Here is a 12,606-nt window from a genome sequence, read left to right as displayed (position 1 = left end):
CTAGGGAACAGCCGCGTGGCCAGTATAGACATCGCCCTAGACAACAGTGTTCACATTGCTGTTCAATCGGGGCCACGTCGACGCCACGTATCCCTTTCGGCGCCACCTTCCGCACGCATCGCGATCCCGGACCACTCTCCGCACGCGCCGCGATCCGCACCCCCGCTTCCCTCCCTCGGAGCTGTGAGATGCCCCTGCCCGTGCACCGTGCCGAACCCGCCCCCGTCCCCGACTCCGCGACCCAGGTGATGGTCGCGATGCGGGACGGGGCGCGGCTGGCCACCGACCTCTACCTGCCGTCCGGCCACGATGATCTGCCGTCCGGCCACGACGGACGACTTCCGACGGCGCTGGTCCGGCTGCCGTACGACAAGAACAGCCGCTACGTCTTCATGGACCGCATCGCCGCCTACCTGACCGCACGCGGCTACGCGGTCGTCGTCCAGGACGTGCGGGGCAAGTTCCGCTCCGAGGGCGAGACCGTACCCTTCGTCCACGAGGCCGACGACGGCTACGACACGATCGACTGGATCGTGGGTCAGGAATGGTCGGACGGGCGGGTCGGGATGTTCGGCGACTCCTACTACGGCGCCACCCAGTGGGCGGCCGTCTCCGCCGGTCACCCGGCGCTGAAGGCGATCGCCCCACGGGTCACCGGCGCGGACGGCATCCGCCCCGACTACTGGGAACGCGACGGCGTCACCCAGCTCTTCGGCGCTCTGTACTACGCCGCCTACTGGACCGACCGCTGGGTGTACGAGTTCGAGCCCGACCTGAGCCGCCGTCCGCTGATCGAGGCGATGGCGGAGATCACCGAGGGCATCGGCGCCCGGCCGGCCATGTGGGACTCCTTCGTCCCCGAGGTGAGGGCGGTGCCCGCGTTCCCGCACGGCCACCCCTTCGACGGACCCCCGCTGCCGGTGCTGCACCAGGCCGGCTGGTTCGACAACTGCCTCCAGCCCAGCATCAACGACTGGGCGGAGCTCTCGGCCCGCCCGGACTGGGCTCCCCTCCAGTACCTGCACGCCGACTCGATCGACCACGAGAACTACCACCTCGACGACGCCCCGGTACCGCCCGAGCTCGACCACGCGCACGTGGACACGGCGGTGGACCGGCTGCTGCCGCGCCACCTGGACCCCCTCGTGGAGTTCTTCGACGTGTTCGTGAAGGGCGAGGGAACACCGGAGCGACTGCCCCGGGTCCGCTGGCACCACGGCCACCTCGGCGACCGTACGGCGGACAGCTGGCCACCCGTCGGGGCCCGCACCCTGCGCCTGTACCCGGGGGGCGAGGGCGGCCTGACGGCGGACGCCCCGGCCCGGGAAGCGGCCGTCTCCTGGGTCCACGACCCGGCGGACCTCGTGCCCAGCCTGGTGCCGGACTCGTTCTCCGCACTCCGGGACCACGTCGACGAGTCCCTCCTGCACGACCGTGCCGACGTGCTGACCTTCACCGCCGACCCGGTGACCGAACCACTGGACCTGGCCGGACCGGTCCGGGCCACGCTCACCGTCGGCACCGACGGACCGAGCGCCCACGTCTACCTCAAGCTCCTCGACGTCTCGCCCGGCGGAGCCGCGCACGTGCTTGTACGAGGCCAGCGCCTGATACCGGGGGGCGCGCCCGCGCCGGTCACCTTCGACCTCACCCACACCGGCTACCGGCTGCGCCCCGGACACGCGCTGCGGCTGCACATCGCCTCCAGCGACTTCCCCACCTACGTGCCGCACCCGGGTACGGAGGAGAACGAGTGGCTCGCCGCCGACGGCAGGACGACCACGCAGACCCTGCGCACCGGCGGGGAGCACGACTCCCATCTCTCCCTGACCGTCGTCGACCTGACCGGTGTCGACGCGGCGAGTCTGTCGTGACCGCGCTGCGACGGCTGCTCCTCGCGGTGCTCGCGCTCGCGCTGGCCGGCTGCACCGGCCTGCCCCGCGCCGAGCTCGGCAGCGCGACCCTGCGCAGCACGTCCGACAAGGCCACGGGCCGGCTCGACTCGCTGGTGTGGGACCTGCCCGCCGGTGAGCCGACCACCCTCGACTACCAGCAGGCGGGCGACTCCTCGCCGTATCTCGTGGTCAGCAACCTCTGCGACAGCCTCCTGCGCCTCAATCCCGACTTCAGCACGTCACCCGCGCTGGCCCGCTCATGGGACCAGCCCGACGCACGCACCCTCGTGCTGCACCTGCGCGACGACGTGCGGTTCTGGGACGGCACGGCCCTCACCTCCGCCGACGTGGTCTACAGCCTGAAGCGGCAGCTCGACCCGAACGCCATCGCCAACTCCTTCTTCGTCAACGTGAAGTCGATCGAGGCGACCGGCACCCACACCGTCACCGTCCGGTTCACCCGCCCCGACGAGCTCTTCCTCAAGGAACTCGCCACCACCGCGGGCACCGTCGTCCAGGCCCGCTACGCCCAGCGGGCCGGCAAGAAGTTCGGCACGGCGGCCGGCGGTGTGATGTGCTCCGGCCCCTTCGAACTGGCCGCCTGGAAGTCGGGCGCCAGTATCGAGCTGAAGGCCAACTCGCACTACTGGGACGCCCGTTACCGGGCTCACGCCCGCAAGGTCACGCTGCTCTTCGTCACCGACACCACCGCGCTCACCCAGGCCCTGGCCAGCGGCGCCATCGACGGCGCCTACGACGTCCCCAACGCCGCGCTGCCCACCCTCAAGGGAAGCGTGGCCGGACAGCTCTACTACGGCCCCAGCCTCAAGTCCGTACAGGTGGCCCCGCTCCAGGAGAAGGGCATCTCCGCGGAACCCGACATCCGCCGCGCGCTGTCCCTGGCCATCGACCGCACCCAGCTGGCCGACACCGTCTACCGGGGCGCCGCCACCCCCAGCACCACCGTGCTCCCGACCACCGGCTGGGACCTGGAGGCCACAGCGGTCTACCAGAAGGCCGCCGCCGACCTGCCCCTCGCCCACACCACACCCACCGCCGCCGACCTGCGCACCGCCCGCGCACTGGTCGCCGAACACCCCGGCCTCCACTCCGGCACCCTCGCCGTCGCGGCGGGAAACCAGGACCAGATCAATGCGGCCTCCGTGATCCAGCAGGCGGCCCGCTCCATCGGCATCACGCTCACGATCCGCCAACTGCCCGCCCTGCAGTTCTCCAGCATGTTCTACGACCCCACCTACCGCCGTGGGCTGGACTTCGTCCTGGCGGAGGCGTTCCTGGACATCCCCGACCCGCTGGACTGGATCCCCAACCTGGTCCTGCCGGACGCGATGTTCAACTGGGCCGGTTTCGACGACCCGGCCGCCACGGCGGCGCTCACCAAGGCGCAGCAGACCCTCGACCCGCACGAGCGCGCCCTGCTGGTCACCGACGCCCAGCGGCGCTGGGAGGCCAGGACCCTCGCCGTACCGCTGCTCTCCCCGTACGAGGTGACGTACATGAACAAGCGCATCACGGGAGCCACCACCTCCTTCGCCCAGACCTTCTCCCCGTCCCTCGCGCTGATCGGCAGCAGGTGAGCGCGATGAGACCTTTCGTGACGAAACCCTTCGCCCGTACGGCGGCCACGGCCCTGCTGCGGCTGCTCGGGGTCGCCGCCAGTGTCCTGGTCGCCGCGTTCGCCCTGTTCGCCGCGCTGGCCGCGGCGCCCGGCGACCCCGCCAGCCGACTCGCCGGCACACACGCCTCCGAACGCACCCTGGAAGCCATCCGCCACCGGCTCGGTCTCGACCAGCCGCTCCCGGTCCGGTTCTGGGACTGGCTGACCGGCCTCTGCCACGGCGACCTCGGCACCTCGCTGACGTATCGCCAGTCCGTCTCCTCGCTCATCGGCCCGCGTATCGGCGACACCCTGCTGCTCGTCGCGTACGCCGCCGTACTGATCCTCGTCTTCGGCCTGGGCCTGGGCATCTGGGCCGCGCTGTCCCGCCGTACCGGCACGGCCGTCACCGCGCTCACCGGCGTCGGTCTCGCGGTGCCCTCGTTCGTCGCCGCGTCCGTGCTGGTCGCGCTGCTGGCGGTGAAGGTCCACTGGTTCCCGGCCCTGGGCGGCGGCGGGCCCTCCCTCGGCGACCGGCTCCAGCACCTGACGCTGCCCGCCCTCACCCTCGCACTGTCCTCGGCCGCCTACCTCGCCCAGATGACCAAGGCGGCCGTACGGGAGGAGGCCGACCGCGAACACGTCGAGACCGCGCGCAGCCGGGCCCTGCCCGGCCGCCGGATCCTGCGCCGGCACATCCTGCGCAACGCCATGATCCCCATCAGCACGGCCGCGGGCCTGACCGTCGGCGGACTCATCGCCGCGGACGTCGTCGTCGAGCAGGCCTTCGGGCTCAACGGACTCGGCGCGACCCTGGTGGCCGCCGTGGCCCAGAAGGACACCCCGGTCGTACAGGCCGTCGGCCTGCTCATGGTCGTGGTCTTCATCGTCGTCAACGCCGCCACCGACGCCCTGCAGGCGGCCCTCGACCCGAGAATCCGGGCGGTGAGCTCCCGATGAGCAATGTGTCCGCCGTACGGCTCGGCACCCGCGGACCGACCCTGCGCCTGCCCCTGCGCGGTGCCTCCCCCTCCGTCAAGGTGCTGACCGCCCTGGCCACGCTCCTTGTGGCGCTGGCCCTGTTCGCCCCCGTGCTCGCCACCCACCAACCCGATGCCGTGAACATGGCCGACGCCAGCCGGGACCCGTCCGCCGGGCACTGGCTCGGCACCGACGCCCTCGGCCGCGACCTGTACTCCCGGCTGCTGTACGGCGCCCGGATCAGCCTGCTCGGCCCGGCCCTCGTCATCGCCGGGGCCACCGCGGGCGGTGTCGCCCTCGCCCTGCTGTGCGCGTGGCGGGGCGGCCGCCTCGACCGGATCGTCAGCCGGATCAACGACATCCTCTTCGCCTTCCCCGGCCTGCTCCTCGCGGTCCTCGCGGTCGCCGTGCTCGGCTCCGGACTGACCGCGCCCGTGGTGGCCCTGGCCATCGCCTATCTGCCGTACATGGCGCGCATCGTGCGCGGGGTGGCGGTGCGCGAGCGCCGACTGCCGTACATCGCCGCACTGGAGGCCGCGGGGATGTCGGCCTGGCGCATCAACCTGCGTCATCTGCTGCCCAACCTCGCGCCGTTCGTCGTCGCCCAGGCCACGGCCGCGTTCGGCTCGGCGCTCATCGACCTCGCCGGGGTGTCCTTCCTCGGGCTCGGCGTCCAACCACCCACCTCCGACTGGGGGTTGATGGTCTCGGAGGGCCAGTCCTCGCTGCTCGCCGGAGCACCCGGGCAGAGCCTGATGGCCGGTGGCCTGATCGTCCTCACCGTCGTCGTCTTCAACCTCCTCGGGGACACGATGATCGCCCGCAGCCACCAGGAGACCCTGCGATGACCGACCCCGTGCCCCTGCTGCGGGTCGACCACCTCGGCATCGACCTGCACCGCCGCCGCCAGGAACCCCGCACCCTCGTCCGCGACGCCTCTTTCGCCCTCGCCCCCGGTGAGGCCCTCGGCCTGGTCGGCGAGTCCGGCTCCGGCAAGTCCCTCACCTCACGGGCGATCATCCGGCTGCTGCCGCGGGACGCCCGCCCGCGCGGCACGGTCGCCTTCGACGGCGAGGACGTGCACGCGATGCACGGGGACCGCCTCACCCGCTACCTCGGCCACGACGCGGCGATGATCTTCCAGAACCCGCGGGCCCACATCAACCCGGTCCGTACCCTCGGCGACTTCCTCACCGAACCCCTTGTCTGCCACCACGGCCTGAGCCGGGCCGAAGCGGAGGAGCGGCTGGTGCCGCTGCTGGCCGAGATGGGCATCCCGGACGGCCCGCGCCGCCTCGGCCAGTACCCCCACCAGCTCTCCGGCGGCCTGCTCCAGCGCATGATGATCGCCTCCGCCCTCGTCACCGCACCGCGCCTGCTGCTCGCGGACGAGCCCACCACCGCCCTCGACGTCACCACCCAGCAGGACGTCATGGCGATCCTCGACGAGCAACGGCACGAACGGCACCTCGCCCTGCTCTTCGTCACCCACGACCTGGAACTGGCCACCGCCGTCTGCGACCGCATCGCCGTCATGTACGCGGGCACCATCGTGGAGCAACGCCCCGCCGCCGCCCTGCACTCGGGCCGCCGGCACCCCTACACGGCGGGGCTGCTGGCCGCCCGCCCCGGCCTGGGCGAGCCCGGCGCCCGGCTGCCCGTCATCCCCGGCCGCCCGGCCGCGGCCTTCGAATCCCCCGAGGGCTGCCCCTTCGCCCCGCGCTGCGCCTTCGCCGAGGACCGGTGCCGTGCCGAACGCCCACCGCTGCTGGCGGATTCGAACGGCGCCGTCGCCTGCCACCGCGCCGACGAACTCGCCGGCGACCTCGACCGCACGAGGGAGGAAGTGTGACCGCTCTGCTGGAGGTCAGCGGCCTGACCAAACGCTATGCCGTACGACGCGACCAGGTGACCGCCTGCGAGGACGTCACCTTCACGGTGCGCCGGGGCGAAGCCCTCGCCCTGGTCGGGGAGTCGGGCGCCGGGAAGTCGACGGTGGTCCGTCTCATCGCGGGCCTGGAGCAGCCGACCACCGGCCGCGTCCTGCTGCGCGGCAACCCGATCGACGCCCGCCCCAGGGGACGGACCGAGCGCCTGGCCCGGGCGGCGACCGTCCAGATCGTGCACCAGGACCCGTACTCCTGCCTCGACCCCCGCCAGACCATCGGCGCCGGACTGGCCGAGCTGCTGCAGCTGCACGCCCGCCGCCTGGGCGGGCACCCGGACCGGGCCGCGCGTGTCGCCGAACTGCTGGACACGGTCGGCCTGCCGGGACTCGCCGACGCCCGGCCCGCCCGGCTCTCCGGCGGCCAGCGCCAGCGCGCCGCCATCGCCCGCGCGCTGGCCGTGGAGCCCGACATCCTGCTCCTGGACGAAGCGGTCGCCGCCCTCGACGTCTCCGTCCAGGCCCAGATCCTCAACCTCCTCGCCGACCTGCGCGAACAGAAGGGCACGACGCTGGTGTTCGTGACCCACGACCTGGCCGTGGTCCGCCAGCTCTGCCAGGGGACCGTGGTCATGCGGGGCGGTCGGGTCGTGGAAGAGGGTCCCGTCGCCCGGATCCTCACGACACCGCAGCATCCGTACACCCGGGCCCTGCTCGACTCCGTCCCCCGGCCGGGCTGGCGACCACGCCGGACACGCCGGCCGACAGCGCCCGACGGAACGGCGCCGGTGGCGTGAAGGGGGTCTGCCGCCGGGCGGGGTGCGTGTCACCCCGCCCGGTCGTGTGTGTGCGGGGCCGGGAAGCCGGAGCAGCATCGACCATGGCGGCGCGAAGGTCACGTGGGGGCGCGCGACGTGAGGGTTGACGGCGCGCCCGCGGCAGGCCGGCGCGATGCGCCCCGTGCTACCGTAGGCCGTTTGCAGCGTCACTGTGTGGGTGCCGGGCTCACGGTCCCCGGCCGGTGGCCGCGTCCCCGCCGCGCCTTCCTCGGTACGGTCCCTTCGGAGGAAGGCTTTCTGTGAGCGAATCAGCACGTTCCGATACCCGCCAGCAGGGTGCGGTGGCCGATGTGCCGGACGGCACCGCGGCGCTGCCCCCGGCGGCGTCCTTCGCGGAGCTGGGGCTGCCGGCCGCCGTGCTGCGGGTGCTCGGCGAGCAGGGGGTGACGGTGCCCTTCCCCATCCAGGCGGCGGCGCTGCCGAACGCGCTCGCGGGACGGGACGTCCTGGGCCGGGGCCGCACCGGATCCGGCAAGACGCTCGCCTTCGGCCTGGGGATGCTCGCCCGGACGGCCGGGCGGCGCGCACAGCCCAAGGAGCCGCTGGCGCTCGTGCTGGTGCCCACCAGGGAGCTGGCGCAGCAGGTCGGTGAGGCGCTCACCCCGTACGCCGAGGCGCTGCGGCTGCGGCTCACGACCGTGGTGGGCGGAGTGTCCCTCGGGCGGCAGGCCGCCGAGCTGCGGGACGGCGCCGAGATCGTCGTCGCCACGCCCGGTCGGCTGCACGACCTCGTCGAGCGCAGGGCCTGCCGGCTGGGCCGGGTGCGCATCACGGTCCTGGACGAGGCCGACCAGATGTGTGACATGGGGTTCCTGCCGCAGGTCACCGAGATCCTGGATCAGGTGCGTCCGGACGGGCAGCGGATGCTGTTCTCCGCCACCCTCGACCGCGACGTCGACCGGCTGGTGCGGGACTACCTGCGCGACCCCGCCGTCCACTCCGTGGACCCCTCGTCCGGCTCGGCCTCCGCGATCGATCACCATGTCTTCGTCGTGCACGGCCCGGACCGGTACGCCGTGACCACGGAGATCGCCGCCCGGGACGGCCGCGTGCTGCTGTTCCTGGACACCAAGCACGGCGTCGACCTGCTCACCCGGCATCTGCGGGCCAGCGGTGTGGCCGCCGCCGCCCTGCACAGCGGCAAGGCCCAGCCGCAGCGCACCCGCACCCTGGCCCAGTTCAAGAACGGGCAGGTCACCGCGCTGGTGGCGACGAACGTCGCCGCACGCGGCCTGCACATCGACGACCTCGACCTCGTGGTCAACGTCGACCCGGCCACCGACCCCAAGGACTATCTCCACCGCGCCGGCCGCACGGCCCGGGCCGGCCGCTCCGGCACCGTCGTCACCCTCGTCCTGTCCGCGCAGCGCCGCGAGACGAGCCAGGTCATGGCCGACGCCGACGTCACCCCCAAGGTCACCAAGGTCCGCTCCGGAGAGGCCGAGCTGAGCCGCGTTACCGGCGCCAAGGCTCCCTCCGGAACGCCCCTCGACGGCGGACCGGCCGTACCGCGCCCCAAGAACCACAACACCCCCTTCCGCGGCCTCGGCAGCACCAAGGACGCCCGGGGTGGCTCCGTCGGCAGGCCCTCCCGCAAGACCAGCGAGGCCCGCAAGCTCGCGGAGGCCCGCGAGGCGGCCCGGGTACGGCGCGGCGGTTCATCCGGCGGGCGGTAGCCGACACGGCCGCCGTCGGGCCGGGTGGGAAACGGTCCGGAGGGCGCCGTGGCGGTCTGTGGTCATGGGCCGGCTGTCGTCGGGGAGGCGGACGGTGGGGCGTAGCTCGGGTGCAGCGAGGGCGAGAGCGGTGCGAGCGACTCGCCGAGGGAGGACGGGAACGCGGGCTGCTTGCGCCGCACGTCCCGGCAGCCTCCGGCCGAGGTCCGGATGATCGGCGCCCAGCCCGACTCCCGGGCCCGGAAGAACCAGCGGTCGCCCAGCCGGGAGGAGCAGGGCTGCCGAGTCGACATCGCCGCGTCGGCTGGGACGGCGGGGCAGCCCGCGCGATTGCGGCGCCGAACGCGGTAAGGCGGGGTAGGTCACAGCGGCCTTGACTTCCGGCATTTACTTGGACGTCCTACTATTTATTACTAGGACGTCCTAGTATCTATCCCGTCAGTGTTCCTTCGTCCCGCCCGGGAAGGCCCATGACCGAGTTGCATCGCCCCACGCACCCCGTCCGTCTGGTCACCGCATCGGCGCTGTTCGACGGACATGACGCGTCGATCAACATCATGCGGCGGATCTTCCAGTCCCAGGGCGCCGAGGTGATCCACCTCGGGCACAACCGGTCGGTCCAGGAGGTCGTGGACGCGGTGCTGGAGGAGGACGTCCATGGGGTGGCGGTCTCGTCGTACCAGGGCGGGCATGTCGAGTACTTCGAGTACCTGGTGGAGTCGCTGCGCGCCGGCGGCGCCGACCACGTGCGGGTGGTGGGCGGGGGCGGTGGGGTCATCGTGCCCGAGGAGATCGCCCGGCTGCGGGCGAGCGGGGTGACCATCTTCTCCCCGGAGGACGGGCAGCGGATGGGGCTCGCCGGGATGGTCAACTCGGTCGTAAGGGACTGCGACTTCGACCTGTGGGGCGCGAAGCGGGCCGACGCGGACGCCGTGCTGGCGGGGGACCGGTTCGCGGTGGCGCGTGCCGTCACCGGGGCCGAACTGGGCAGGCTGTCCGACGAGTTCCGCGAGCGGCTGCGGTCGGCGGCGGAACGGCGACCGGTGCCGGTCCTCGGGATCACCGGCACCGGCGGTTCGGGCAAGTCCTCGCTCACGGACGAGCTGGTGCGCCGGTTCCGGGTGGACCAGCAGGACAAGCTGCGGATCGCGGTGATCGCGGTCGACCCGACCCGCCGCAGGGGCGGTGGCGCGCTGCTCGGCGACCGGATCCGGATGAACTCCCTCGACGGGAACCGGGTGTTCTTCCGGAGCCTGGCCACGCGGGGCGGTCGTGAAGTGCCCGAGCATCTCTCCGATGTGATCGATGTGGTCAAGGCCGCGGGCTTCGACCTGGTGATCGTGGAGACGCCGGGCATCGGGCAGGGCGACGCGGCGATCGTGCCGTTCGTCGACAGTTCGCTGTACGTGATGACGCCGGAGTTCGGCGCCGCCTCGCAGCTGGAGAAGATCGACATGCTCGACTTCGCCGACGTCGTGGCGATCAACAAGTTCGAGCGGCGCGGCGCCAAGGACGCGCTGCGCGACGTGGGCCGTCAACTGGTCCGCAACCGCGAGGCGTTCGGGATGCGGCCCGAGGACATGCCGGTGTTCGGCACCTCGGCGGCCACCTTCAACGACGACGGTGTCACCGCGCTCTACCAGCATCTGAAGGCGACGCTGGCCGAGCGGGGGCTGCCGCTGCCCGAGGGCCTGCTGGCGCCGGTGACCGTACGCCACTCGTCCGGGATCCGTCAGGTGGTGCCGGCGGACCGGGTGCGCTACCTCGCCGAGGTCGGTGACACCGTCCGCGCCTATCACGCGGCCACCGAGCGGCTGTCCGAGGCGGCCCGGCGCGAGCAGCGCCTCGCGGAGGTGGAGCGGGAGCTGCTCGCGGCGGGCTCCGACGCCGCGAACGTACGGTCGCTGCTGGACGACGCCCGCGCCGGCCTCCCGCGCGACATCACCGAACAGCTCGCCGGCTGGCCGGCCGTCGTGGCCGCCTACTCGGGCGACGAGCAGGTCGTGAAGGTCCGCGACAAGGAGATCCGTACCAAGCTGACCCGGGAGTCGCTGTCGGGCAACAAGATTCCCCGGGTCGCCCTGCCCCGGTTCACCGACCACGGCGAACTGGTGCGCTTCTGGCGCCGGGAGAACCTCCCCGGCCGCTTCCCCTTCACCGCTGGGGTGTTCCCCTTCAAGCGCGACGGCGAGGACCCGGCCCGGATGTTCGCCGGCGAGGGCGACCCGTTCCGCACCAACCGCCGCTTCAAGCTGCTCTCCGAGGGCCAGCCCGCCACCCGGCTGTCCACCGCCTTCGACTCGGTCACCCTCTACGGCCGCGACCCGGACGAACGCCCCGACGTCTACGGCAAGGTCGGCACCTCCGGGGTCTCGGTCGCCACGCTGGACGACATGAAGGCGCTCTACGACGGCTTCGACCTCGTCGCGCCCACGACCTCGGTCTCCATGACCATCAACGGACCGGCGCCGACGATCCTCGCGTTCTTCCTCAACACCGCCGTCGACCAGCGGATCGACGGGTTCCGGGCCGCCGAGGGGCGCGAGCCCACCGCCGAGGAGGCGGCCGAACTGCGGGCGCAGGCCCTGGCGAACGTCCGGGGCACCGTGCAGGCGGACATCCTGAAGGAGGACCAGGGCCAGAACACCTGCCTGTTCTCCACCGAGTTCTCGCTGCGGATGATGGCCGACATCCAGGAGTGGTTCATCGCCCACCAGGTCCGCAACTTCTACTCGGTGTCCATCTCCGGCTACCACATCGCCGAAGCCGGGGCGAACCCCATCAGCCAGCTCGCCTTCACCCTCGCCAACGGCTTCACCTACGTCGAGACCTACCTCGCCCGCGGCATGCACATCGACGACTTCGCGCCCAACCTGTCGTTCTTCTTCTCCAACGGCATGGACCCCGAGTACGCGGTCCTCGGCCGGGTCGCCCGCCGGATCTGGGCGGTGGCGATGAAGGAGAAGTACGGCGCGAACGAGCGCAGCCAGAAGCTGAAGTACCACGTCCAGACCTCCGGGCGCTCCCTGCACGCCCAGGAGATGGACTTCAACGACATCCGCACCACCCTGCAGGCGCTCATCGCGATCTACGACAACTGCAACAGCCTGCACACCAACGCCTACGACGAGGCGGTCACCACCCCCACCGAGGACTCCGTCCGCCGGGCCCTGGCCATCCAGCTGATCATCAACCGGGAGTGGGGCCTGGCCATGAACGAGAACCCGCTCCAGGGGTCGTTCATCATCGACGAACTCACCGACCTGGTGGAGGAGGCCGTCCTCCAGGAGTTCGAGCGGATCAGCGAGCGTGGCGGCGTGCTCGGCGCCATGGAGACCGGCTACCAGCGCGGCCGTATCCAGGACGAGTCGATGCTCTACGAGCAGCGCAAGCACGACGGCACCCTGCCGATCATCGGCGTCAACACCTTCCGCAACCCGCACGCCGACACCGCCGAACCCGGCGCCGTCGAACTGGCCCGCGCCACCGAGGAGGAGAAGGCGGCCCAGCTGCGGCGCGTGCGCGGCTACCGGGACGGACACCAGGACGACGCCCATGCCGCCCTCGCCGCACTGAAGGTGGCCGCCACGAGCGACGCCAACGTGTTCGGCGTCCTCATGGACGCCGCCCGCGTCTGCACCCTCCAGCAGATCACCGATGCCTTCTTCGAGGTCGGCGGGCAGTACCGCCGGAACGTCTGACGCCTCCCGGG

At 72.2% G+C, this 12,606-nt stretch carries 9 protein-coding genes; 8 read left to right on the top strand and 1 reads right to left on the bottom strand.

Translation table 11 applies throughout. The features are described from left to right. Nucleotides 1-188 precede the first annotated feature (188 nt). The 7 genes from ACIPSJ_RS45005 (at nucleotide 189) to ACIPSJ_RS44975 (ending at nucleotide 8,894) form a co-directional block, all read left to right on the top strand. Nucleotides 189-1,874: a CocE/NonD family hydrolase gene (locus ACIPSJ_RS45005; protein ID WP_401354984.1), complete on the top strand. Its 1,686-nt coding sequence runs from the start codon at nucleotides 189-191 to the stop codon at nucleotides 1,872-1,874. Continuing rightward, nucleotides 1,871-3,493 carry an ABC transporter substrate-binding protein gene (locus tag ACIPSJ_RS45000; protein WP_401354982.1) on the top strand — a complete coding sequence of 541 codons (1,623 nt, stop codon included), beginning with the start codon at nucleotides 1,871-1,873 and terminating at the stop codon, nucleotides 3,491-3,493. Before ACIPSJ_RS45005 ends, ACIPSJ_RS45000 begins: the two co-directional genes overlap by 4 nt. Nucleotides 3,494-3,510: 17 nt before the next feature. Next, complete coding sequence (locus tag ACIPSJ_RS44995) at nucleotides 3,511-4,473, top strand: ABC transporter permease (RefSeq protein WP_401354979.1); 963 nt, start codon at nucleotides 3,511-3,513, stop codon at nucleotides 4,471-4,473. Continuing rightward, the gene (locus tag ACIPSJ_RS44990; RefSeq protein ID WP_401354976.1) at nucleotides 4,470-5,342 is read left to right on the top strand and encodes an ABC transporter permease; all 873 of its coding nucleotides are present in this window, start codon (nucleotides 4,470-4,472) and stop codon (nucleotides 5,340-5,342) included. Before ACIPSJ_RS44995 ends, ACIPSJ_RS44990 begins: the two co-directional genes overlap by 4 nt. Then, nucleotides 5,339-6,346, top strand: coding sequence for an ABC transporter ATP-binding protein (locus tag ACIPSJ_RS44985; protein ID WP_401354974.1), 1,008 nt, complete (start codon nucleotides 5,339-5,341; stop codon nucleotides 6,344-6,346). Before ACIPSJ_RS44990 ends, ACIPSJ_RS44985 begins: the two co-directional genes overlap by 4 nt. Continuing rightward, the gene (locus tag ACIPSJ_RS44980) at nucleotides 6,343-7,176 is read left to right on the top strand and encodes an ABC transporter ATP-binding protein (protein WP_401354971.1); all 834 of its coding nucleotides are present in this window, start codon (nucleotides 6,343-6,345) and stop codon (nucleotides 7,174-7,176) included. Before ACIPSJ_RS44985 ends, ACIPSJ_RS44980 begins: the two co-directional genes overlap by 4 nt. Nucleotides 7,177-7,499: 323 nt before the next feature. After that, nucleotides 7,500-8,894, top strand: a complete 1,395-nt coding sequence (locus ACIPSJ_RS44975; RefSeq protein WP_401355452.1) for a DEAD/DEAH box helicase — start codon at nucleotides 7,500-7,502, stop codon at nucleotides 8,892-8,894. Nucleotides 8,895-8,956: 62 nt separating this feature from the next. On the opposite strand, the gene ACIPSJ_RS44970 is transcribed toward ACIPSJ_RS44975, so the two are convergent. Further along, a complete protein-coding gene (locus tag ACIPSJ_RS44970; RefSeq protein ID WP_401354969.1) occupies nucleotides 8,957-9,187 on the bottom strand; it encodes a hypothetical protein in 231 nt (76 codons plus the stop codon). A 177-nt stretch (nucleotides 9,188-9,364) separates the two neighbouring features. On the opposite strand from ACIPSJ_RS44970, the gene icmF reads away from it, so the two are divergent. Next, entirely contained in the window at nucleotides 9,365-12,595 is a 3,231-nt protein-coding gene (gene icmF / locus ACIPSJ_RS44965) for a fused isobutyryl-CoA mutase/GTPase IcmF (protein ID WP_401354967.1), read from the top strand. Nucleotides 12,596-12,606 lie beyond the last annotated feature (11 nt).

The organism is Streptomyces sp. NPDC090088 (assembly GCF_044747345.1).
Taxonomy (GTDB): Bacteria; Actinomycetota; Actinomycetes; order Streptomycetales; family Streptomycetaceae; genus Streptomyces.
Note: the sequence above shows the minus strand (reverse complement) of the source record. Positions and strands in the feature narration are given on the sequence as shown.

Coding starts and splice junctions, on each gene's coding strand:
- ACIPSJ_RS45005 (WP_401354984.1), top strand. CDS start 189: ATGCCCCTGCCCGTGCACCGTGCCGAACCCGCCCCCGTCCCCGACTCC.
- ACIPSJ_RS44990 (WP_401354976.1), top strand. CDS start 4,470: ATGAGCAATGTGTCCGCCGTACGGCTCGGCACCCGCGGACCGACCCTG.
- ACIPSJ_RS44985 (WP_401354974.1), top strand. CDS start 5,339: ATGACCGACCCCGTGCCCCTGCTGCGGGTCGACCACCTCGGCATCGAC.
- ACIPSJ_RS44970 (WP_401354969.1), bottom strand. CDS start 9,187: ATGTCGACTCGGCAGCCCTGCTCCTCCCGGCTGGGCGACCGCTGGTTC.
- icmF (WP_401354967.1), top strand. CDS start 9,365: ATGACCGAGTTGCATCGCCCCACGCACCCCGTCCGTCTGGTCACCGCA.